General features: G+C 61.8%; 24 protein-coding genes. 13 read left to right on the forward strand and 11 right to left on the reverse strand.

The features are described 5' to 3' along the window. Nucleotides 1-18: 18 nt before the first annotated feature. Both BM413_RS32460 and BM413_RS10740 read right to left on the reverse strand, forming a co-directional pair. Nucleotides 19-213, reverse strand: coding sequence for a hypothetical protein (locus BM413_RS32460; RefSeq protein WP_139238574.1), 195 nt, complete (start codon nt 211-213; stop codon nt 19-21). Nucleotides 214-500: 287 nt separating this feature from the next. Further along, a complete protein-coding gene (locus BM413_RS10740) occupies nt 501-926 on the reverse strand; it encodes a VOC family protein (protein ID WP_091913139.1) in 426 nt (141 codons plus the stop codon). A gap of 69 nt (nt 927-995) precedes the next feature. On the opposite strand from BM413_RS10740, the gene BM413_RS10745 reads away from it, so the two are divergent. Together BM413_RS10745 and BM413_RS10750 are read left to right on the forward strand one after the other, a co-directional pair. Further along, entirely contained in the window at nt 996-1,604 is a 609-nt protein-coding gene (locus tag BM413_RS10745) for a TetR/AcrR family transcriptional regulator (RefSeq protein ID WP_091913141.1), read from the forward strand. Nucleotides 1,605-1,700: 96 nt separating this feature from the next. Continuing rightward, nucleotides 1,701-2,345: a cytochrome c oxidase assembly factor Coa1 family protein gene (locus tag BM413_RS10750; RefSeq protein WP_091913143.1), complete on the forward strand. Its 645-nt coding sequence runs from the start codon at nt 1,701-1,703 to the stop codon at nt 2,343-2,345. Between the two features lie 26 nt (nt 2,346-2,371). On the opposite strand, the gene BM413_RS10755 is transcribed toward BM413_RS10750, so the two are convergent. The 4 genes from BM413_RS10755 to dnaG form a co-directional block, all read right to left on the reverse strand. Next, complete coding sequence (locus BM413_RS10755; protein ID WP_091913146.1) at nt 2,372-2,665, reverse strand: HlyU family transcriptional regulator; 294 nt, start codon at nt 2,663-2,665, stop codon at nt 2,372-2,374. Nucleotides 2,666-2,756: 91 nt separating this feature from the next. After that, nucleotides 2,757-3,050: a GYD domain-containing protein gene (locus tag BM413_RS10760; RefSeq protein ID WP_091913148.1), complete on the reverse strand. Its 294-nt coding sequence runs from the start codon at nt 3,048-3,050 to the stop codon at nt 2,757-2,759. A gap of 187 nt (nt 3,051-3,237) precedes the next feature. Further along, on the reverse strand, nt 3,238-5,271 hold the full coding sequence (gene rpoD, locus BM413_RS10765; protein WP_091913150.1) for an RNA polymerase sigma factor RpoD: 2,034 nt from the start codon (nt 5,269-5,271) through the stop codon (nt 3,238-3,240). 375 nt (nt 5,272-5,646) lie between these two features. After that, the gene (gene dnaG, locus BM413_RS10770) at nt 5,647-7,590 is read right to left on the reverse strand and encodes a DNA primase (protein ID WP_091913152.1); all 1,944 of its coding nucleotides are present in this window, start codon (nt 7,588-7,590) and stop codon (nt 5,647-5,649) included. 173 nt (nt 7,591-7,763) lie between these two features. On the opposite strand from dnaG, the gene BM413_RS10775 reads away from it, so the two are divergent. The 3 genes from BM413_RS10775 to BM413_RS10785 all read left to right on the forward strand — a co-directional run bounded on the left by BM413_RS10775 (nt 7,764) and on the right by BM413_RS10785 (nt 10,206). After that, entirely contained in the window at nt 7,764-8,057 is a 294-nt protein-coding gene (locus tag BM413_RS10775; RefSeq protein ID WP_244537834.1) for a BrnT family toxin, read from the forward strand. Then, entirely contained in the window at nt 8,023-8,358 is a 336-nt protein-coding gene (locus BM413_RS10780) for a BrnA antitoxin family protein (protein ID WP_091913154.1), read from the forward strand. The genes BM413_RS10775 and BM413_RS10780 overlap by 35 nt, the downstream gene beginning before the upstream one ends. A gap of 183 nt (nt 8,359-8,541) precedes the next feature. Continuing rightward, nucleotides 8,542-10,206, forward strand: coding sequence for a Na/Pi cotransporter family protein (locus tag BM413_RS10785; protein ID WP_091913156.1), 1,665 nt, complete (start codon nt 8,542-8,544; stop codon nt 10,204-10,206). Between the two features lie 220 nt (nt 10,207-10,426). Here the strand turns inward: BM413_RS10785 and BM413_RS10790 are convergent, their stop codons facing one another. The 3 genes from BM413_RS10790 to BM413_RS10800 all read right to left on the reverse strand — a co-directional run bounded on the left by BM413_RS10790 (nt 10,427) and on the right by BM413_RS10800 (nt 12,721). Then, nucleotides 10,427-10,987, reverse strand: a complete 561-nt coding sequence (locus BM413_RS10790; protein WP_091913158.1) for a GNAT family N-acetyltransferase — start codon at nt 10,985-10,987, stop codon at nt 10,427-10,429. 56 nt (nt 10,988-11,043) lie between these two features. After that, on the reverse strand, nt 11,044-12,078 hold the full coding sequence (gene ftsZ / locus BM413_RS10795) for a cell division protein FtsZ (protein WP_091913160.1): 1,035 nt from the start codon (nt 12,076-12,078) through the stop codon (nt 11,044-11,046). A 193-nt stretch (nt 12,079-12,271) separates the two neighbouring features. After that, nucleotides 12,272-12,721: a GatB/YqeY domain-containing protein gene (locus BM413_RS10800; RefSeq protein WP_091913162.1), complete on the reverse strand. Its 450-nt coding sequence runs from the start codon at nt 12,719-12,721 to the stop codon at nt 12,272-12,274. A gap of 418 nt (nt 12,722-13,139) precedes the next feature. On the opposite strand from BM413_RS10800, the gene carA reads away from it, so the two are divergent. The 4 genes from carA (at nt 13,140) to BM413_RS10820 (ending at nt 15,581) form a co-directional block, all read left to right on the forward strand. After that, nucleotides 13,140-14,342: a glutamine-hydrolyzing carbamoyl-phosphate synthase small subunit gene (gene carA / locus BM413_RS10805; protein WP_091913164.1), complete on the forward strand. Its 1,203-nt coding sequence runs from the start codon at nt 13,140-13,142 to the stop codon at nt 14,340-14,342. Nucleotides 14,343-14,408: 66 nt separating this feature from the next. After that, on the forward strand, nt 14,409-14,648 hold the full coding sequence (locus BM413_RS10810; RefSeq protein WP_348272899.1) for a type II toxin-antitoxin system RelE family toxin: 240 nt from the start codon (nt 14,409-14,411) through the stop codon (nt 14,646-14,648). Nucleotides 14,649-14,664: 16 nt separating this feature from the next. Next, nucleotides 14,665-15,048, forward strand: a complete 384-nt coding sequence (locus BM413_RS10815) for a helix-turn-helix domain-containing protein (protein ID WP_091913168.1) — start codon at nt 14,665-14,667, stop codon at nt 15,046-15,048. A 110-nt stretch (nt 15,049-15,158) separates the two neighbouring features. Beyond that, nucleotides 15,159-15,581 (forward strand): DUF983 domain-containing protein, encoded by a 423-nt coding sequence (locus BM413_RS10820; protein WP_091913170.1) that lies wholly within the window; start codon nt 15,159-15,161, stop codon nt 15,579-15,581. Nucleotides 15,582-15,640: 59 nt separating this feature from the next. Here BM413_RS10820 and BM413_RS10825 read toward each other — a convergent pair whose 3' ends face one another. Then, the gene (locus BM413_RS10825; protein WP_091913172.1) at nt 15,641-16,552 is read right to left on the reverse strand and encodes a KPN_02809 family neutral zinc metallopeptidase; all 912 of its coding nucleotides are present in this window, start codon (nt 16,550-16,552) and stop codon (nt 15,641-15,643) included. 217 nt (nt 16,553-16,769) lie between these two features. On the opposite strand from BM413_RS10825, the gene BM413_RS10830 reads away from it, so the two are divergent. After that, nucleotides 16,770-17,597 (forward strand): class I SAM-dependent methyltransferase, encoded by an 828-nt coding sequence (locus tag BM413_RS10830; protein WP_091913174.1) that lies wholly within the window; start codon nt 16,770-16,772, stop codon nt 17,595-17,597. Nucleotides 17,598-17,684: 87 nt separating this feature from the next. Continuing rightward, the gene (locus tag BM413_RS10835) at nt 17,685-18,041 is read left to right on the forward strand and encodes a DUF1428 domain-containing protein (RefSeq protein WP_091913176.1); all 357 of its coding nucleotides are present in this window, start codon (nt 17,685-17,687) and stop codon (nt 18,039-18,041) included. 31 nt (nt 18,042-18,072) lie between these two features. On the opposite strand, the gene BM413_RS10840 is transcribed toward BM413_RS10835, so the two are convergent. Continuing rightward, nucleotides 18,073-18,258, reverse strand: coding sequence for a hypothetical protein (locus BM413_RS10840; RefSeq protein ID WP_091913178.1), 186 nt, complete (start codon nt 18,256-18,258; stop codon nt 18,073-18,075). Nucleotides 18,259-18,695: 437 nt separating this feature from the next. Here BM413_RS10840 and BM413_RS10845 point away from each other — a divergent pair, with 437 nt between their 5' ends. Further along, a complete protein-coding gene (locus BM413_RS10845) occupies nt 18,696-20,039 on the forward strand; it encodes an Nramp family divalent metal transporter (RefSeq protein WP_091913180.1) in 1,344 nt (447 codons plus the stop codon). A 58-nt stretch (nt 20,040-20,097) separates the two neighbouring features. Then, nucleotides 20,098-20,850, forward strand: coding sequence for a metallophosphoesterase family protein (locus BM413_RS10850; protein ID WP_091913182.1), 753 nt, complete (start codon nt 20,098-20,100; stop codon nt 20,848-20,850).

Genomic DNA, 20,850 nt, shown 5'->3' on the forward strand with positions numbered 1-20,850 from the left:
CCCCTTATGCCTGCACGTTCAGTTTGTCGTCACCACCGTATCCGTCGATCCCGTCGTGACGCCTGACGTTCCCACGCCCACCGATCCGGTCTTGACCCGCGTCGTCGCGGTACCGTCGGCAATCGTTGTACCGAAAACGCCGCCACCCATCGCGCAGCCGGACAGGACCATCGCCGTAAGGGCACAAGACAAAGCATTTCGAAACCAGCGCATGACATCACCTCTCTACCATTCTTTTCCGAAACGGCAGAAGGGATCAAGAATTCGTCCTTTTCGCGGATGTTGTCTTTGAGAAAGACCCCCACCCCTAACCCCTCCCCACAAGGGGGAGGGGGACGATTTCATCGCCTTGATCACCAAGCACGGTGACGATTGAGACTGGTCGACGGTCCAGCAAGATTCCCCTCCCCCTTGTGGGGAGGGGTTAGGGGTGGGGGTGCGACACCGAGTTCGTGGTCCATCAGAAAAAGGCAGGCGAAACAGCCCTGCCCGCTCCAGGTTCAACCAGCCGCCCCCTCCAGATACTGCGCCGCGAACTCCTTGCTCGGCGGGATCGGCTTGATCACGTCGATCAGCACGCCGTTCGGATCGGCGATGATGAAATGGCGCTGGCCGAAAGGCTCGTCACGCAGCGTCCGCAGGATCGGCAGGCCTGCCGCGAGAATGCGCGCATAGATCGCGTCCGGGTCCTTCACCTCGAAATTGATCAGCAGGCCGGCCGCACTCCTACCCCGCGCAGGCTCTGGAATCGTCTCGTGATCGGCCTGGACGATGCCGAGATTGACGCGCTTGTCCTCGGACGACTGGAGATGAACATACCAGTCGCTTTCGAACAGCGGCGCAAAGCGCAGGTGCTCCTTGTAGAAGCTCGCAGTCCCGGCGACATCGTCCGTCATGATGACTGGATAATAGCTGGTGGTTTTCATGGCTTCCAATCTCCTCTGGAAATACATACAGTCTGCATGTAACTTCGAAATAACATACAGGCTGCATGTATGCAACTAGAAACCAGTCGGCGTTCCAACCGCGAGCGCACCGAAGCAACACGCGCGGACCTCATTGCCGCAGCGCGAAAGCTTTTCATCGATAAATCCTACGCCGAAACCGGTACACCGGAGATCGTCGCAGCCGCCGGCGTCACGCGCGGCGCGCTCTACCATCATTTTTCCGACAAGCAGGCGCTGTTCCGGGCCGTGGTCGAACAGGAGGCGCAGGCCGTGGCTGACGAAATAGAACGCGCCTCCCCCGAAACGCTGTCCGCCCGCGAAGCCCTGATAAGGGGCGGCGAGGCTTTTCTGGTCGCCATGAGCGCGCCCGGCCGAACGCGGCTGCTGCTGCTCGACGGGCCGGCAGTGCTTGGCCGCGCTGTCATGGACGCAATCGACGGCCAGAACGGCACCCGCACCCTGCGGGCCGGCCTTGCGATAGCCATGCGCGAGGGCGTGATGAAGAAGCTGCCGCTCGACGCCATAACAGTACTGCTATCGGCAGCCTTCGACCGCGCAGCGCTTGCCATAGAGACCGGCGCATCAAGGCAGGATCACACAGCCGCCCTCGCCGCAATGATCGACGGCCTGCTGATTGACGGTGCGCAAAACACGTGATCTGGACGCAACTGGTGGTTTTGTTCGCCCCTTGGGGCATGTACAAAGGCCAAGCACGAGCGTTGGGGAATCGGACGATAATGACCGGAGAATGAAATGGCCCGTGAAGCGCTGAACACCCCCGCCGAGATCCCGGCCGAACTCGATCGCTGGAACTGGGGCGCGTTTTTCCTCAACTGGATCTGGGGCATCGGCAACAGCACCTTCATTGCGCTTCTCGCCCTGATCCCTGGGGTCAACATCATCATGATCATCGTGCTGGGATTGCGGGGCAGCCGCTGGGCCTGGCGCAACCGCTACTGGCGCGACGCCGAGCATTTCCGCAGAACCCAGCGCAAATGGGCGATCGCCGGCCTGATCATCTGGGTTCTCGGCTTCGTCGCCGCAGCAGCCATGATCGTCACCGTTCCCATGACGATGAAGAACAGCGGTGCCTATCACATCAGCATGGACGCCGTGCGCGCCAACCCGGAAGTCCAGAACGCGCTGGGCAGCAATATCTCGGACAAATTCTGGATCGGCGGCAGCGTCGACATTCAGGCCGGCGGCACCGGCTCAGCACAGCTCAGCATTCCCGTTCAGGGCGACAAAGGCACCGGCACGGTAACCTCAAATGCCATTCGCACCGGCGGCCAGTGGGACGTTCGGCTTCTGGTCGTGACGGTTGAGGGCGCCGACGCGCCCATCGTCCTGATCAACAAGGATCAGCTTGTCATCCCCAATGCCGCGATAAACATGTAGCCCGTGGCTGCATGGCGTGTTGAGAGTCAGCCGAAGATCTTGTCGCCCTGTTCCTCGATCAGCTGCTTGCCCTTCTTGAAGGCGACGTCGATCGCATCGTCCAGAGACGCAAAACGGTCGGCACGGATGAACCGATGCTCCTTGACGACGCCGTCGATTTCCTTCGAGACGACGCCGCAGGTCTGGAACTGCCCGCCTTCCTTGAAAGGCGTTGCCTGGATGCGAAATCCGTTGTGCTCGATCTCCCTGCCGGCGACCGGCGCTACCTGACTGGTCTCGCCGCCACCGCCGCCACCGAAAAGACGCTTCAAAAAGGACATGCACACCTCGTTTCTTGCCTAGGATATAAGTTAACCCGTTCGGGCAAACCAGTCGAGGCAATACGGGGCCGAAAGTCTGTGGCACACACGCCTAGCCCAGCGAGGCGATGATCTCGCGGTAAGCCGCTTCCGGAAACGCCTTGAGCGTGCAACTGCGCACATTGCCGCCCATGCCGAGCTGCAACGCGAAGCGCGCCGCGACTGCATCGTCCGGCGCCTCGCAGACGGCAACCATGTCGTGCTCGCCCATGGTCATGTAGAATGCCTTGAAGGAGCCGCCCATGTCGGCGAGCTGCTTTCTCGCGGCATCGAGCCGGCGCGGCGATTCGCGCACGTTCTTCACGCCCGTTTCCGTCCAGTTCAGAAGCATGATGTAGGTCGTCACGGTACACCTCCCTCCGGTGCCGTGACTCGGGTCAGCGCCGTGTCAGGCGGCCGGGTTTATAGCCCTCCGCTTCTGCCACCCATATTATGAGCCGATGCTAAAATACCGGCAAGCTAGCTCAACGGTGGATGCCAACGAAAAAGGGCGGCCTGAGCCGCCCTTTTCATGTCGTGCATTATTGCGCAATTTAGCTGTCGAGGAAGCTGCGCAGCTTGCGCGAGCGGCTCGGATGCTTGAGCTTGCGCAGCGCCTTGGCTTCGATCTGGCGGATACGTTCGCGCGTAACCGAGAACTGCTGGCCGACTTCTTCCAGCGTGTGGTCGGTGTTCATGCCGATGCCGAAGCGCATGCGCAGCACGCGCTCTTCGCGCGGCGTGAGCGAGGCCAGAACGCGCGTGGTCGTCTCGCGCAGATTGGCCTGGATTGCCGCGTCGATCGGCAGGATCGCCATCTTGTCCTCGATGAAGTCGCCGAGGTGCGAATCCTCCTCGTCGCCAACCGGCGTTTCGAGCGAGATCGGCTCCTTGGCGATCTTGAGAACCTTGCGCACCTTCTCCAGCGGCATGGCAAGCTTTTCGGCCAGTTCTTCCGGCGTCGGCTCGCGGCCGATCTCGTGAAGCATCTGGCGCGAGGTGCGCACGATCTTGTTGATCGTCTCGATCATATGCACCGGAATGCGGATGGTACGAGCCTGATCGGCGATCGAACGGGTGATCGCCTGCCTGATCCACCAGGTCGCGTAGGTCGAGAACTTGTAGCCGCGGCGGTATTCGAACTTATCGACCGCCTTCATCAGGCCGATATTGCCTTCCTGGATAAGATCGAGGAACTGCAGGCCACGGTTGGTGTATTTCTTGGCGATGGAAATCACGAGACGCAGATTGGCCTCGACCATTTCCTTCTTGGCAATCGCAGCTTCACGTTCGCCCTTCTGCACCTGGTTCACGATCTTGCGGAATTCGGCGATCGAGATGGCGGTTTCGGTGGCGAGATTCTGGATCTCGGCGCGAAGGTCGCGGATCGTATCCTTCTCGCGCGTGGTGAATTCCTTCCAGCCACGCGACGTGAGATTGGAGATCGAGCGCGTCCAGTTGGGGTCGAGCTCGGAGCCGTGGTATTCCTTCAGGAACTCCTCGCGGCGCACGCCAAAGCTTTCAGCCAGCCGAAGCAGCTTGCCTTCGTTCTGCACCAGGCGCTTGTTGATGTCGTAGAGCTGCTCGACCAGCGCCTCGATGCGGGCGTTGTTGAGCGACAGCGACTTCACGGCGGTGATGAGCTGGTCCTTCAGCTCCTTCAGGCGGCGGTCCTGGCTGGGCGACAGGGTGCCCTGCGCGGCAAGGCGGTTTTCCACCTGCTGGTCCTGAAGCTTGCGCAGCTTCTTGTAGGTGTCGGCGATGACGTCGAGCGTCTCCATGACCTGCGGGCGAAGCTCCGCTTCCATGGCTGCCAGCGACAGGCTGGCCTCGTCTTCGTCCTCGTCTTCTTCTTCCGAGCGGTTTTCGCCGCCGACATTGGTGATGTCGTCATCGTCGCGCGAACGGCGCGGCGGGTTGCGGTCCTCGGGCGTCTTCGGGCGTTCCAGCTCTTCCTGGCGCTCCAGCGTCGGTGCCTGCCTGGCCTCGGGGCCGGCATAGGTGGCCTCGAGATCGATGATCTCGCGCAGCAGGATCTTGGCCTCGTTGAGTTCGTCACGCCAGATGATGATGGCCTGGAAGGTCAGCGGGCTTTCGCAAAGACCCGCAATCATCGTCTCGCGGCCGGCCTCGATGCGCTTGGCGATGGCGATTTCGCCTTCGCGCGACAGAAGCTCCACCGAGCCCATCTCGCGCAGATACATGCGGACGGGATCGTCGGTGCGATCGGTCGGCTCTTTCTTGGTCGTGGTGGCGGCAACGGCCGTGCCGGTCTGCTCGGCAAGCTCGTTGGCGTCCTCCTCGGCGTCGGCAGCATTATTGCTTTCGCCTTCGGCCTCTTCGCCGGCCTCGTCATCCTCGACGACATTGATGCCCATGTCCGAAAGCATGGCCATGGTGTCCTCGATCTGCTCGGAGGTCACTTCCTCCGAGGGCAGCACCGAGTTCAGCTCATCCATGGTCACATAGCCGCGCTTCTTCGCGACCTTGATCATCTTCTTGACAGCATCATCGGAAAGGTCGAGCAGAGGGCCATCGGTGGCGCCTTCGCGTTCGGTCTCGACCTCTTCCTTTTCCTTTGTCGCCATTCTTTTGCTTTCTCCAAGCCGGATGTTGCGAAGCCTTCGAGACTCCGATAACCCGGGCAAATCAACACACGCTTTACTGCGATTCACGAGCCAGTAGCAGCGCGTGTCTTAAGTCCTGATTAACCCTGATAACTGGGGCGGGTTGCCTGCGCCGTCCAGATCAGTACTCCGTTTTGTCATGTTTGGGTGCGGACGTGCCCGCGCATTAACGTTTCGAATCGTTCTGATTCCGCCAATCCGACGGAAGGTCAAGCGCCTGTCGCATGATTCGCGTTAAAAAAGCGAATCAATTGAAGGATTGCGACCTTCCTGCCTCACCGGCTTCCACACAGCTTTGCCAACCACGCCGGCAAAATAGTGCATCAAACCAATTCATCAAGCACGGCCGGCCCGACCCGACGATATGCCAAAGCCTTCGATCAGCGCTTCGGTCGCCTGCACGTCACGAAACTGCGCCTGGATTTCCACCAGGTGGCGGTAGTTTTCGTCTGTGGGGTCAGTCGCGAGAGCCGTCTCAGCTACTTTCAGCTCCTTATGTAGAGTGCGCGCGCTGCGGTGCAAGTGCAGCACCTGGACAAAGGCGTCGCGGGCGTCCTCGATTGCGGCGTCTTCCAGCGCCGGCCACTGCCGCGCCCGCTTGGTAAGCGTCACCGCACGCTCCCACACATCGATGCATCCGGCGCGGCCGATCGTCTCGATCACCGCATCCCTGCTATTGCCCGCGCCATGCGCCAGGGCATCGATCAGTGCGGTATGGAGTTTGCGCAGGTCGGCATTGGCAAGATCGAGCCGCTCGACGTGATCGAAATGCTCCTCGACCAACGCCGGATGGTTGACCAGCGCAACGATCAGCACCGCCTCGCGAACCGACATGACTTCGCCCGCCCGCTTGACCAGGGACGAGCGGCCGAGGCTCTCCGAGATCGCGGTGCGCCCGTTGGCGACACCACCACCGCGCGACCATTGGCCGCCCTGCCCGCCGCCGAAGCGCCCCTTGTCGCGGTCGCCCGGCCGCTGCTGCCTGTTGCCGCGCTGCGAGCCGAAGAAACTCAGCACCCGTTCGCGCATGTTCTGCGCATAGTGATAGCGCACGCTCTCGTCCTGAATGCGCGACGTCAGCTCCCGCAGCGTCTTTTCGAGATCGGCGCGACGCTCTGGCGTGTCGAAGACGCCTCCGGAGGTCTCGCGCATCCACAGAAGCTCCGCCAGCGGCCGCGCCTCCGACAGCACCGCCTTGAACGCCTCCGGCCCTTCGGCCTTGACCAGATCGTCGGGATCCTTGCCTTCCGGCAGAAGCGCGAACCGCGCCGTGCGCCCGGCCTGCACCATCGGCAGCACCATGTCGGCAGCCCTCCAGGCGGCGCGCAGGCCGGCCTGGTCGCCGTCGAAGCACAGCACCGGCTCGCCGGTCATGCGCCACAGCAGTTCGAGCTGGTTTTCGGTCAGCGCAGTCCCGAGCGGTGCCACCGCATTCTCGAAACCGGCCTGCGCCAGCGCGATCACGTCCATATAGCCTTCGACGGCGATCACCGTGCCGTCCTTGCCCATCGCCTTGCGGGCACGGGCGAAATTGTAGAGCACGTTGCCCTTGTGGAAGAGCTCGGTGTCGGGCGAATTCATGTATTTGGCAAGCGCATCAGGCGCCAGCGCCCGGCCGCCAAAGGCGATGATGCGACCGCGGGAATCCGGGATCGGAAACATGATGCGGTCGCGAAACCAGTCATAGGAGACGGGAATATCGTCGCCATGCCGGACAAGGCCGCAGGCTTCGATCTGCGTCTTCTCGACGCCCTTGCTGGCCAGATGTTCCTTCAGCGCATTGCGGCTGTCCGGCGCAAAGCCCAGCCGGAACGCCTGCTGCGTCGCCGGCGTCAGGCCACGGTCACGAAGATAAGCCCGCGCCTTGGCGCCATCGGCACTTTGCAGCCGCTCCTCGAAGAACTTCGTCGCCATTTCCATGACGTCGTGCAGCGAGGCCCGCTCGCGCTCACGCCGCTCCTCGTTGGCGTCGCGCGCCGGCATCGGCACACCGGCCATGTCGGCGATGCGCTCGACGGCCTCGGGAAAGCTCATGCCGTCGAGTTCGGTCAGGAATTTGAAATGATCGCCCGAAACACCGCAGCCGAAGCAGTGATAGCGGCCCTTCTTGTCCTCGCAGTGAAAGCTCGGCGACTTTTCACCGTGAAACGGACAGCACGCCCAGAAATCGCCACGCGACGCGTTGGTCTTCTTCCTTTCCCACGACACGCGCATACCGATCACGGACGAAATCGGCACGCGATCGCGTATCTCGTCAAGGAATGAGGGCGGGAAGCGCATTTTTCGGTTCTCTCTTCACGCCATATAAGCATGATCTGCCAGGCCGACGACAACCAAGTTCGGACATACCCGCTTTTCACAGGTTGTTTTGATCGAATTACAATTGTATATACACACTGAGGCGCATGACGTGCCGATGGAATGAATAATCGGCCTCAACTCGCGGAGACTTCGTGCACCGCATCGAGACGTTGGAATTCAGCGGGTTCGAATGGAACCTCGGCAAAGAGCAAAGCAACATTCAAAAGCACGGTATCGATTTCGACGAAGCGGCGATCGCATTGTCGCAACCACACATCGAAGTTCGGTCCGACAGAGATGGAGAAGTCCGCACGCTGGCGATATGCCCCGCTTCCGGCCGAGTAATCGCCGTCATCTATACAATGCGGGGCGAAAAATGCCGGATCATATCTGCCAGAGCGGCCAGGAAAGATGAGCAAAGAGCATACCGTCACTACTTCCCTTGAGGAGGCGCTGGAGCGGACAAAGCGTCAAGGCACGCGCTCCGATTGGGCGCGCGTCGATGCGATGACCGATGAAGAGATCGAAGCACAGATGCGCGACGATCCTGACTGGGCCGATTTCGTCGATATCGACTGGTCGCAGGCAACCCTTGTCTATCCGCAGCCGAAGCAAGCCGTCTCCATTCGCCTCGATTCCGATGTCCTCGATTTCTTCAAGGCCACTGGCAAGGGTTATCAGACGCGCATCAATGCGGTGCTGCGCCATTTCATGCGCGAGACATTAAAGAACAAGAAAGCCGGTTGAACGGGCCAACCGCTTCATTTCCGACACTTTGCGTCGGCAGGAAACGGCCCATGACCATGGACGAAAAATATTATCCGGCTAAACTAATGCCGGACAGATCATGACTTCGATTCGCATCACAGACTGCCTTTCAAGGCGCCTCGCGCAGGCGCCGGTGGTTGCTTGCGCTGAAAGTGCGCGCCCATGAGCGGATCGGTCGTCCTTCTCCATCTCGCCGGCGCGGTTGCGCTGATGCTGTTTGCCACCCGCATGGTGAAAACCGGTGTCGAGCGCGCTTATGGCGACGTTCTGCGCCATCGCCTGCGCGCCACCATGCGCAATCCGATCATGGCGGTTCTGGCCGGCACCGGGCTGGCGATCGCGCTGCAAAGCTCCACTGCCGTCACCCTGCTGGTCAGTTCCTTCGCCGGGTCCGGCATCGTTTCGGGTGCGGCCGGCCAGCTTGCCGTGCGCGGTGCCGAAATCGGTTCGGCGCTGGTGGTCAAGCTGCTGACCTTCGATCTCACGCTGCTGGTGCCGCTGTGCCTGGTCGCCGGAACCGTCATGTTCATGGCCACCGAACGGCGCGACTGGCGTCAGATCGGCCGCATACTGGTCGGCATCGGCCTCTTGATCCTCTCGCTGGAGATGATCGGCCAGGCATCCGAGCCCCTGCGCGAGAGCCGCCTCCTGCCAGTCATCGTCAATTATTTCTCCACAGACCTGATCACGGCCTTTCTTCTCGCCGGGCTCGTCACCTGGCTGTTCCAGTCAAGCATCGCAGCCGTGCTTTTGATGGCGACGCTGGCTGGCCGCGGTTTCATCACGCCGGAACTCGGCGTGGCGCTGGTGCTGGGCGTCAACCTCGGCTCGTCGCTCATCGCACCGCTGCTCACCCGCACGGCCGAGCCCGCCATCCGCGTCGTGCCCATCGGCAACCTGTTGATGCGCGGCATGGGCTCGGTGGTCATGCTCATCCTGTTCATGATGTTCAAGCCGTCGGTTTCGTTCCTGGGTGCTACCGCACCCGACCAGATCGTCAACGCGCATATCCTCTTCAACGTCATCATCCTGATTGCCGGCATTCCGCTCGCCGGCCTCGTTTACAAGGCGTCGGAGCGCATTGTGGCGCTCGGCACCCCGCCGGAATCGGCGGAGTCGCTTGCCACGGTCGAACTCAGCGCACTCAACGAAGCCGCCCTCGATACGCCGAGCCAGGCGCTCGCCAACGCCACGCGCGAGGTGGTGCGTGTCTGCGAAACCGTCGAGATCATGCTGAAGCGCATCATCGAGCTTTACGAGAAGGCCGACCCAGACAAGATCAGGGCGCTTGCCGCATTGGACGATCGCGTCGACCGCAAGCACGCGGCGATAAAGCTCTACCTCGCCAAGGCGACGGCACGGCAGATGACAGAGGACGAGGCGTTGCGCTGCCAGGAACTGATCGGCGCCTGCGTCAAGCTGGAGCAGGTCGGCGACATCATCGTGCGCAACATGCTTGTCCATGTGCAGAAGAAGTTCGACCGCGGGCTGGAGTTCACCGACGAGGGCTGGCGTGAACTCACCGCCTTCCACGCCTCGGTGCTGGCCAATGCCCGGCTTGCCTTCAATGTGCTGATATCGCGCGACGCCACCACCGCGCGCCAGCTCGTACAGGAAAAGGACCGGCTGCGCGATTTCGAGAAGGAAACCAGCAACAGCCATTTCGTGCGCCTGCGCGACGGCACCGCCAAGAGCGTCGAGACCAGCTCCATCCACCTCGACACCATCCGCGACCTCAAGCAGATCAACTCACTGCTGGCGTCGATGGTCTATCCGGTTCTGGAGGAACAGGGGTTGCTGAGCGGGTCACGGCTTAAGACTGGGTGATACCTTCCCTTCAAGGGAAGGCAATTGCATATGGCACAGCAGACCCCCACTCCGTCACGCTTCGCGTGACACCTCTCCCCCTCAAAAGGGGAGAGGAAAGGAGCCAGCCTTGCGGACGGCGTTTCCTCTCCCCCGTCGATCGGGGGAGAGGTGGCTCGGCGAAGCCGAGACGGAGTGGGGGTCGAATTCCAGATGCGATTGTCCTAGGTCCGAGCCCCCCTCACAACGCGATCCGGAACCGCAAACTCTCCTCGCCGCCATAGGCGGCATCCTCGAAGAAGCGCTCCACCAGCACGCCACCATTAGCCGTGATGACCTTCTGAGACGGCAGATTGTCCGGCTTGGCGGTGATCTCGACATAGTCGAGCCCGAGCGCCCGCGCTTGTGGCAGAAGCAGCGCCAAAGCCTGCGTGGCATAGCCGCGCTGCCGTCTCCACGGCACGACCGCATAGCCGATATGGCCAAGCACATGCGGCGGCAGTGCCGAGGTGCCCTGCTGCCAGCGAAATCCGATGGAGCCAGCCAACTCGCCATCCCACATCCAGCGGCGATAGCCCGGCAGGCGCGGCACCTGCTTGCCATCGGGCAATGTAATCGGCCCGCCTTTCGCCTCAGGATCGTCCAGGCTTGCCACGAAGGCAGCGGCATCGCGGTCGATCGCATCCAGCTGCGCGCGAATGGTTGCTGCCGGGCTCACATTGTCAGGCGACCAGCCGCGCTCCAGCGCCTGCACATAGGTGGGCAGATATTCGAGCGACGGCTTTACGAGCTCGATGGTCATGGAATGCACTCTGTCAGATCCGAAGACGCGGCACGTACGCCCCGCATTTCAGCCGGTCAATGCGTCGTCTGCATCTGATCCAGCGCCGGCTGTCCGCGCATGTTGACGATCGGATCGGCTTGTGCCGACGGCGGCTCCAACCCCGTGGCCACGACAGACACCTTGAACTGTCCCTTGAGCGTTTCGTCGAAGATGGCGCCGACGATGATATCGGCCTCGTCGCCCGCTTCTTCGCGGATGCGGGTAGCGGCCTCATCCACCTCGAACAGAGTCATGTCCAGGCCGCCCGAAATCGACACCAGAACGCCCCTTGCGCCCTTCATCGAGTTCTCGTCGAGCAGCGGGTTGGCGATGGAGGCTTCGGCAGCCTTTCTGGCCCGGCCCTCGCCGGTGCCGACGCCCGTGCCCATCATCGCGCGGCCCATGTCCTTCATGACGGTTTTCACGTCGGCGAAGTCGAGATTGATCAGGCCTTCCTTGACGATGAGATTGGTTATGCAGCTCACGCCTGAATAAAGAACGCGGTCCGCGATGCCGAAGGCATCCTCAAAACTGGTCTTTTCGGTGGCGATCCTGAACAGGTTCTGGTTCGGAATGACGATGACCGTGTCGGCGGCCTGGCGCAGAAGCTCGATGCCGCGATCGGCCATCTGCATGCGGCGCTTGCCCTCGAAGGTGAATGGCTTGGTCACGACAGCGACAGTCAGGATGCCGGCGTCGCGCGCTGCCTTGGCGATCACATGCGCCGCACCGGTTCCGGTGCCACCGCCCATGCCGGCCGTGACGAAGCACATATGCGTGCCGGCAAGGTGGTCCATGATCTCGTCGATGGATTCTTCAGCCGCCGCCTGGCCGATCTCGGGCAGCGATCCAGCCCCCAGACCCTCGGTCACCAGCGCGCCCAACTGGATCAGCCGCGGCGCCTTCGACATGGTCAGCGCCTGCGCGTCGGTGTTGGCCGCGATGAAGTCCGTGCCCTCCAGGCCCTCGGCGATCATGTTGTTGACGGCATTGCCACCGCCACCGCCGACGCCAATGACCGTCAGCTTCGGCCGCATTTCCGAGATTTCCGGTTTCTTGGAGGTGCTCATATTGTCATTTCCTCTGCAGCGCCCCTGCCCCGAATCGGATCAACTGTAGGGAATCAGATACCGGGGGGTGGTGCAAGGCATTGAGCCGGAACGGACGGCTTAACAGGCCTTTCTTCACAGATCAGCCTGACTCTTCAGGTTGAAAAGCCAGGCTGATATCGACCGGTGCGAGAGGACAGTCCCCAATCGCCGCCTATTGCAGCATCGTCTTCACGATGCCGCTGGCCTTGGAGAAGTCCATCTTGCCGGCATATTTGTCCTTCAGCGCGTTCATGCAACGGCCCATGTCGCGCAGGCCCTCGGCGCCGACCTCATCGATCACCGCCTGACATGCCTGCTTCACATCCTCGTCGCCGAGCTGCTTGGGCATGAAGTCGCGAATGATCTCGATCTCGTCGCGCTCCTGTGCGGCAAGCTCCAGCCGGTTACCTTCCTCGAAGGCCTTGGCGGACTCCTCGCGCTGCTTCACCATCTTGGCCAGGATCAGCATTATCTCCTCGTCGCTCACCGGGTCCTTGCCGATGCCGCGATGGGCGATGTCGCGATCCTGGATCGCGGCATTGATCAGCCGCAGCGTCGAGGTGCGGCGCTTGTCCTGCGCTTTCAGCGCGGTCTTGAGGGCCTGGGCGATGATCTCGCGCATGGCGGTAACTCCTTAATGGGCAGCGAACAATAGACCATGTTCCCGAAACGGGGGAACCGGTTTTCGGCGGCTCGACGGCAGTTCGAAGCCGCATCCCGATTCCATGGGATGCGTGCAGCCTCTAATGCCGCCGAACGAACAAAGCAAACCAATGCATGCAGTTAAATCCCTGATATCGTTAGGGAAAATATTTAACCGCAATCGTTTGCGCGCTCATTGACCGCGTCAACACCTTCGCCTATTGTCCGCGCCTTGCATGGACTAGTTTTTGGGTGTGCACGGGGGTTTGCGATTGTCGCGGCAGCCCGTGCTTTTCGTTGCGCCATATGGCCCTTCGCGGGCCATCTTGCAAGGGCGCGGCACTGCCTCCGCCCGCTGACGATGCCCATCGAGATGAACGATACACGGAGTAGCTGACATGGCCGCGACCACCGCCCCCTGGGCAACCGAAGTGCCGACCGCAGTGCTGGTTCTGGCCGACGGGACGGTCATCGAGGGCCGCGGCCTTGGCGCGACGGGTTCGGCGGTGGCTGAAGTCTGCTTCAACACCGCGCTCACCGGCTACCAGGAAATCCTCACCGACCCGTCCTATGCCGGCCAGATCGTCACCTTCACCTTCCCGCATATCGGCAATATCGGCACCAACAACGAGGACATCGAAGACTTGAACCCCGCCGCGCGCAACGGCGCTGTCGGCGCGGTGTTCAAGGCTGATGTCACCAACCCGTCGAGCTACCGTGCAGCCGGCGATCTCGACGCGTGGCTGAAGAAGCGCGGCATCGTCGCCATGTCCGGCATCGACACCCGCGCGCTCACCGCCCTCATCCGCGAAAAGGGCTCGCCCAACGCGATCATCGCCCATGCGCCGGACGGCAAGTTCGATCTCCCCGACCTGAAGGCCCGCGCAGCCGCCTGGTCCGGCCTCGTCGGCCTCGACCTCGCCAAGGAAGTCACCTCCGGCCAGTCCTCGGTCTGGCGCGAGACGCCCTGGGTCTGGAACGAAGGCTACGCCGAGCAGGATGCCCCGACCATGCACGTCGTCGCCATCGACTACGGCGTGAAGCGCAACATCCTGCGGCTGCTCGCCGGCCTCGGCGCGAAAGTCACCGTCGTGCCGGCCAAGACCGGCGCCGACGAAATCCTCGCCATGAAGCCGGACGGCATCTTCCTGTCCAACGGCCCCGGCGACCCCGCCGCCACCGGCGAATATTCCGTGCCGGTCATCAAGGACCTGCTCAAGACCGAAATCCCTGTCTTCGGCATCTGCCTCGGCCACCAGATGCTGGCGCTGGCGCTCGGCGGCAAGACCGAGAAGATGCACCAGGGCCATCACGGCGCCAACCACCCGGTCAAGGATCACACCACCGGCAAGGTCGAGATCGTGTCGATGAACCACGGCTTCGCGGTCGACGCGAAATCGCTGCCGGAAGGCGTTGAAGAGACTCACGTTTCGCTGTTCGACGGCTCGAACTGCGGCATAGCGCTCAAGGGCCGCCCTGTGTTCTCGGTCCAGCATCACCCCGAAGCCTCGCCCGGCCCGCAGGATTCGCACTATCTGTTCCGCCGCTTCGTCAACCTCATCCGCGAGCGCAAGGGCGAACCGGCGTTGGCCGAGCGCTGATGTCGAGCGATATTATCGCTTGATTATTTGCGATAATATCGCTATATTGCATTTATGAAGACAATCGTGCTGACCGCCTCGGCGGCGCGGGATTTGGATAATCTTCCCGATGAGGCGCGCCGGCAGGTTTCGGACGGCCTGATCGACTATGCCGTAAATGGCCGCGGCGATGTAAAGCGTCTTGGCGGCCGGAACGGCCATCGGCTGAGAATTGGCCGTTACCGTGTCCTCTTCGATGAAGACCAGACGACCATCCTGGCGATCTATATCGGCAAGCGCGAAACCACCACATACCGCCGGAACTGATACAGGAGACGGCAAAATGAACGCACCTCAAATCATCAAGACCCCTGGCGGCGAAGAATTGGTTGTCCTTCCCAAGGCCGACTACGACGCTCTTCTGCGCGCTGCCGACGAAGCGGCGGAAGATGCAGCCGACGCCGCGATCTACGACGCCCGCAAGGCCGAACTGTCAGGCACGGAACCGTTTCCAGCCGAGCTTTCGATGGCAATATTGCGCGGTGATAGCCGCTTGAAGGCATTGCGCAAGTGGCGCGGGCTGACCCAAAGCGATCTCGCCGACAAGGCCGGCCTTACTCAAGGCTTTCTTTCCGACCTTGAGGGACGCCGCCGTACCGCATCAGACGATACCGCGGCCAGACTTGCCGCCGCCCTCGCTGTGCCGGCAGCCTGGATCGAGGGGTAGCATCAGGCCTGCAAAGCATGCAGCCACTGGCTTTTTGCCGCAGGACGCCTATGTCACAGGGGTAGAAGGCGCAGGCAGGCTTATATCTCAGGCAGATCATGAGGTCCGCCATGGAAAGCACCAGCTTTACCCCCACCACCAACCCGGCCAAGACGGGTATTCTCGGGCTTTGTCCGCGCTGCCAGAAAGGTCATCTGTTTCAGGGCTTCGTAAAGCTTGCACCACGCTGCGAAGTCTGCGGCCTTGATTATTCCTTTGCCGATCCGGCCGATGGCCCGGCCTTCTTCTCGATGACGATCGTCGCGGTGCCCGCCCTTCTCTTCGCGCTCTGGCTGCAGCTGACCTATGAGCCGCCGATCTGGGTTCATCTGCTGACCACCCTGCCTCTGACCCTTCTCGCCTGCACCGCGCTGTTGCGGCCGCTGAAAGGCTGGCTCGTCTGCTCGCAGTTCTTCCACAAGGCCGAGGAAGGATCGATCGACCGCGAATGGCACGCCAAGGCAGTGCGCGACCGCGACGCCGGCAAGGTTTGAATCAAAAAGCCCGCCCCGGCTTGGCCGGAACGGGCTTCGTAAGAATTATAACGCTCCGTTCAGACCGGATTGTTGAACGTGTCGCAATCCGCGAGCTTGCCGCTCTGGAAGCCCCGCTTGAACCAGGTCACGCGTTGTGCGGAGGTGCCATGGTTGAAGCTTTCCGGCACGACATAGCCTTGCGTCTTGCGCTGCAGTGTATCGTCGCCGATCTGCTGGGCGGCATTCAGCGCTTCTTCAAGGTCGCCCTGCTCGAGCAGACCTTTCTGCGCAGTGAAGTGACCCCAGATTCCGGCAAAGCAGTCGGCCTGCAGTTCGACGCGTGTCGACATCTGGTTGGCCTGCGCCTCACCCATCTGTTGGCGCATCTGATTGAACTTCGGCAGGATGCCGGTCAGGTTCTGTACGTGATGGCCGACCTCATGCGCCAGCACATAGGCTTGCGCGAAATCGCCCGAAGCGCCGAACTGGCGATCGAGCTGGTCGTAGAAGGCCAGGTCGATATAGACCTTGCGATCGCCGGGGCAGTAGAACGGGCCGGAAGCAGCCGAAGCAAAACCGCAGGCCGAACGCGTCTGGCCCGAAAACAGCACCATCGTCGGATCTTCGTATTTCAGGCCCTCGGCCTGGAAGATGCCGCTCCAGACGTCTTCTGTTTCAGCGAGCACGGTGGAGACGAACTGCTTCATCTCATCATTGGATTTCGGTTCGGTCTGGCTGATCTGGCCGCCGCCACCGGGGATAGCACCATCGCCGCCGGCCAATATCGCCATCGGGTCGATGCCGCAGGCCTTCAGCGCGAAGAAGAGTACCACCAGGATGATGATGCCCGAAAGTCCGCCGCCGCCTGTTGCGCCGCCGATCGGGATGCGAAAGCCGCCGCCGCGTCCAAGCCCGCCACCGCCGAAGCCGCCGCCCTGGCCGCGCTCGTCCTCAACATTCTCACTCTGCCGACGACCTTTCCAAAGCATGCCAACCTCTTCCCTGTTTCGCCGCGCCCATGCATGCCCGCTGCTGCGAGCTGACCTAAACAGACAATTACTCCAACGGTTGCATCAAGTCACAAGAAATTTGGAACGCAGGCACAAGCCCGATAGGCGCAACTCGGAGCGATCTTCGTTTTCAAGCAGATGAAAAAGGAGTAGCTTCAATGCGATAAACCCAGCCGGCTTTCAGGCGAGGTCAAATATGACCACCGAGGAGGACGTTGCGAGGCACTACAGCCACGGCGCGCTTGAACGCGCGATCCTCGACGCGCTGAAGACAGCCGGAAAGGATGTTGACCGCCTCGACCCCGCAGACCTTTCCGGCGCCGACGAGTTCCACCTCGGCTGGCTCGCTGCCACCATCGATCTGGCCAACGACCTTGCCATTTCGCCGGGCATGAAACTGCTCGATGTCGGTGCCGGCATCGGTGGACCGGCGCGCTATTTTGCCGAGCATCACGGCTGCACCGTCGTCGGCGTCGATGTCACGGACGAGTATGTCAGCGTCGCGACCTCGCTCACCGGGCGCTGCGGGCTCGCCGATCTGGTGTCGTTCCGGCAGGCGAGCGCCCTTTCCCTGCCCTTCGAAGACGCCAGCTTCGACCGCGCCACCCTTATCCACGTCGGCATGAACATCGGCGACAAGGCCGGCGCGTTCCGCGAGGTCCATCGCATTCTCAAGAAGGGCGGCGTATTCGGCGTCTACGACATCATGAATGTCAGCGGCGAAGACCTGCCCTACCCGATGCCCTGGGCCGACACGCTGGAAACCAGCTTCGTCGAGGCACCCGCCACCTACCGCAATCTCCTGACCAAAGCCGGTCTTATGATCGTGACCGAAAAGAACCGGCGTCAGATGGCCCTGACGCTCGGTCGCGAAATGCGCGAAAACGCCGCCAAAAATGGCGCCCCTCCACTCAGCCTGCATACGCTGATGGGCCCCGCGACACCGCAGCGGCTGGGCAATGTCATGGCAGCCCTTGCCGCTGGCTCGATCGCGCCAATCCAGATGCTGGCCCGCAATATCTGATGGCGTTAGTCTCCATAAGACGCCCGCGGAACTTCGCCCTCTCTCAAGCCGTTGAACACAGTAAGTTTGTCAGGAGGAGTTGACCCAATGCCATATGTCGATGGTTTCATTCTCGCCGTGCCGACCGAGAAGCTGGAGGACTATAAGCAGATGGCGCAGACGGCCGGCGAGATCTGGAAGGATCACGGTGCTCTTTCCTTCGTCGAGACGGTAGCCGACGATGTGCCCTATGGCGAAGTCACGTCCTTCCCGCGCGCAGTGTTGCAGAAGGAAGGCGAAACGATCGTTTTCTCCTGGATCACCTACGAATCGCGCGAAGCCCGCGACGAGATCAACAAGAAGGTGATGGCCGACCCCCGCCTCAAGATCGACGATCCGCACTCGATGCCCTTCGACGGCAAACGCATGATCTATGGCGGGTTCAAGACGCTGATCGAGCTCTAGCGAACCGTTCGCCACCCAAGGACCAGACCACCTACTTCTGCTTTGTTCCGGCGCTCTTTCCATCCGAACTGCGTGAGCGCTCTTCGAAGCGCTTTTCGCCCTTCTTCAGGTCGCTGCCGGTCTTTGCCTCCACCTTGCGTTCTTCCTTGGCAGTGGCCTGCTTGAGGCCCTTGGCGGCGGCCTTGCCCTTTGCGGTCGGTGCTTCCTTGACGCCCATGATTTTTCCTCCACGCTGAGGCCGGAACATTCCGGCTAGCACCAACGCGCCATCCTCGCCGTCGTTCCGAGGAGCTATTGCGTATGAAAAGACCCCCACCCCTAACCCCTCCCCACAAGGGGGAGAGGAATCCGCTGGCATACTCTCAAGGTGCCGATCAACGATGGTTTCGTGCGGCATGGCCGCCCGCAAAGTCCCCCTCCCCCTTGTGGGGAGGGGTTAGGGGTGGGGGTAGAACACCGCTCAAGTCCGTCAGAGTACCCATATGCGATAGATCCGCCGTCGTTCCGGGCAATTGCAGTACCTTCCGCACCATTGCCTAAGCACGTTCTGCACTGCGTCAAAATATTCCGACACCACCACTTGCGCTTGTGATGTTTTCAAGCCATTTTGAGAATGATTTGCAATTGCAAGAATTCTCAGCCATAGAGCCAGGAATGGATTTCAAGCCCCGCACGATGGAAGACCTCGGCTGGCGCCAGCCGCGCGGTGAGGCATCCCTTTCGGACGTCCATCGCTCCATCGCCGTCAGAACCAGCGGTCCAGGCTGGCGCAGGGCGATCTCCTTCGTCGGCCCCGGATATCTCGTTGCCGTCGGCTACATGGACCCCGGCAACTGGGCGACCTCGCTCGCCGGCGGCTCGAAGTTCGGCTACGCCCTGCTCACGGTCGCACTCGTCTCCAACATCATGGCGATCGTGCTGCAGGCGCTCTGCGCGCGGCTCGCCATCGGCTCGGGCCGCGATCTCGCCCAGGCCTGCCGCGACGCCTACGGCAAGCCGGTCGCCTATGTACTGTGGTTCATGGCCGAGATCGCCATCGTCGCCACCGACATTGCCGAAGTCATCGGCACGGCCATCGGCCTCAACCTGATCTTCGGCATTCCGCTGGAAATCGGCGTGCTCATCACCGCACTCGACGTCTTCCTCATCCTCTATCTCCAGAAACTCGGCTTCCGCTGGGTCGAAGCGCTCATCATCACGCTGCTCGGCGTCATCGCCGCCTGTTTCGCCGTGCAGATCGCGCTGGCCGATCCCGACTGGGGCGGCGTCATACGGGGCTTCGCCCCCACAACCGAGATCGTGACGAATCCCGAGATGCTCTATCTCGCTCTCGGCATCCTTGGCGCCACCGTCATGCCGCACAATCTCTATCTGCATTCCGGCATCGTCCAGACCCGCGCCTATGGCGACACCGTGCCGGAAAAGCGCCAGGCGTTGAAATACGCCACCATCGATTCCACGGTCGCGCTGATGTTTGCGCTGCTCATCAACGCCGCGATCCTGATCCTGGCGGCTGCAACCTTCAACAAGGCCGGCCAGACCGACATCGTCGAGATCGGCCAGGCGCATTCCCTGCTCGCGCCGCTGCTGGGTCTCGCCATCGCGCCGACCCTGTTCGGCATCGCGCTGATCTGCTGCGGCATCAACTCGACGGTGACGGCGACGCTTGCCGGCCAGATCGTCATGGAGGGTTTTCTCCACATCAAGCTGCCGCCATGGCTGCGCCGCCTCATCACGCGGGCCATCGCCATCATCCCCGCGGCCGGCGTCACCATCTGGTACGGCGACAGCGGTACGGCGAAACTGCTGATCCTCACCCAGGTCGTGCTCAGCCTGCAGCTTTCCTTTGCCGTATTCCCACTGGTTATGTTCACCGCAAACAAGGCCAAGATGGGCGCGCTCGTAGCGCCGCGTTACCTCACCGCCTTCGCCATGCTGATTGCGGTCGTCATCGCGCTGCTGAACATAAAGCTGCTGTTCGATTTCGTTCTCGGCTGAAGCCACTGACATTCCCGATTGCGGCAGTTAAAAGATTGCCGGCATCTGGAGTCGGTTCATGAAAATAGCAGTCATCGCAGACATTCACGGCAACGTCGCAGCACTCAACGCCGTGCTTGACGATCTTAAGCGCCGCGGCGGTGCCGACCTGACCGTCAATCTCGGCGATTGCGTTTCAGGCCCGCTATGGCCGCGTGAGACTTTTGAGCGTCTCGAAAAGCTCGGCGCACCGACCGTGCGCGGCAATCATGACCGCCGCGTCGCCGAGGAGGTTTCGGACGACATGTGGCCCTCCGACCGTTTCGCCCATGAACAGCTGACGCCGCCACAGCGCGACACACTCGCCGCCCTGCCCCTCCAGCTGGAGATCGCGCCTTCGGTGCTCGCATTCCACGCAAGGCCCGATCATGACGAGCGCTATCTTGCCGACGCCATCGTCGACGGCCATCTCGTGCGGGCGCCGCTCGCGGCGATCGAGAAAAGGCTTGGCCGCCTCGATCCCGCCTACAGGCTACTGCTCTGCGGCCACAGCCATCGCCCCGAACTTGTGCGGCTTTCGGACGGCCGAATGATCTTCAATCCCGGAAGCGTCGGCGAGCCCGCTTATTTCGACGACACCGAACCGGCGCACGCTTCGCAACAAGGTTCGCCGCACGCGCGCTATGGCATGGTCGAGATCGACGCCGATGGCACGATGCACTTCGAGTTCTTTGCCGTGACCTATGATTGGGAAAGTGCGGCCCGGCAGGCCGAGCAAGCGGGACGACTGGAATGGGCCTATGCTCTTCGCACAGGCTTCATGCAGGCCTGA

This window comes from Mesorhizobium sp. YR577, assembly GCF_900116595.1.
Lineage (GTDB): Bacteria > Pseudomonadota > Alphaproteobacteria > Rhizobiales > Rhizobiaceae > Mesorhizobium_M.

Bases quoted from the DNA above. Each gene is read 5' to 3' on its own strand.
- BM413_RS10850 (WP_091913182.1), top strand. From the start codon at position 20,098: ATGAAAATAGCAGTCATCGCAGACATTCACGGCAACGTCGCAGCACTC.
- carA (WP_091913164.1), top strand. From the start codon at position 13,140: ATGGCCGCGACCACCGCCCCCTGGGCAACCGAAGTGCCGACCGCAGTG.
- BM413_RS10825 (WP_091913172.1), bottom strand. From the start codon at position 16,552: ATGCTTTGGAAAGGTCGTCGGCAGAGTGAGAATGTTGAGGACGAGCGC.
- BM413_RS10755 (WP_091913146.1), bottom strand. From the start codon at position 2,665: ATGTCCTTTTTGAAGCGTCTTTTCGGTGGCGGCGGTGGCGGCGAGACC.
- BM413_RS10815 (WP_091913168.1), top strand. From the start codon at position 14,665: ATGAACGCACCTCAAATCATCAAGACCCCTGGCGGCGAAGAATTGGTT.
- BM413_RS10845 (WP_091913180.1), top strand. From the start codon at position 18,696: ATGGATTTCAAGCCCCGCACGATGGAAGACCTCGGCTGGCGCCAGCCG.
- BM413_RS10800 (WP_091913162.1), bottom strand. From the start codon at position 12,721: ATGCGCGAGATCATCGCCCAGGCCCTCAAGACCGCGCTGAAAGCGCAG.
- ftsZ (WP_091913160.1), bottom strand. From the start codon at position 12,078: ATGAGCACCTCCAAGAAACCGGAAATCTCGGAAATGCGGCCGAAGCTG.
- BM413_RS10785 (WP_091913156.1), top strand. From the start codon at position 8,542: ATGAGCGGATCGGTCGTCCTTCTCCATCTCGCCGGCGCGGTTGCGCTG.
- BM413_RS32460 (WP_139238574.1), bottom strand. From the start codon at position 213: ATGCGCTGGTTTCGAAATGCTTTGTCTTGTGCCCTTACGGCGATGGTC.
- BM413_RS10820 (WP_091913170.1), top strand. From the start codon at position 15,159: ATGGAAAGCACCAGCTTTACCCCCACCACCAACCCGGCCAAGACGGGT.
- BM413_RS10840 (WP_091913178.1), bottom strand. From the start codon at position 18,258: ATGGGCGTCAAGGAAGCACCGACCGCAAAGGGCAAGGCCGCCGCCAAG.
- BM413_RS10745 (WP_091913141.1), top strand. From the start codon at position 996: ATGCAACTAGAAACCAGTCGGCGTTCCAACCGCGAGCGCACCGAAGCA.
- BM413_RS10780 (WP_091913154.1), top strand. From the start codon at position 8,023: ATGAGCAAAGAGCATACCGTCACTACTTCCCTTGAGGAGGCGCTGGAG.
- BM413_RS10830 (WP_091913174.1), top strand. From the start codon at position 16,770: ATGACCACCGAGGAGGACGTTGCGAGGCACTACAGCCACGGCGCGCTT.
- BM413_RS10750 (WP_091913143.1), top strand. From the start codon at position 1,701: ATGGCCCGTGAAGCGCTGAACACCCCCGCCGAGATCCCGGCCGAACTC.
- rpoD (WP_091913150.1), bottom strand. From the start codon at position 5,271: ATGGCGACAAAGGAAAAGGAAGAGGTCGAGACCGAACGCGAAGGCGCC.
- dnaG (WP_091913152.1), bottom strand. From the start codon at position 7,590: ATGCGCTTCCCGCCCTCATTCCTTGACGAGATACGCGATCGCGTGCCG.
- BM413_RS10740 (WP_091913139.1), bottom strand. From the start codon at position 926: ATGAAAACCACCAGCTATTATCCAGTCATCATGACGGACGATGTCGCC.
- BM413_RS10790 (WP_091913158.1), bottom strand. From the start codon at position 10,987: ATGACCATCGAGCTCGTAAAGCCGTCGCTCGAATATCTGCCCACCTAT.
- BM413_RS10835 (WP_091913176.1), top strand. From the start codon at position 17,685: ATGCCATATGTCGATGGTTTCATTCTCGCCGTGCCGACCGAGAAGCTG.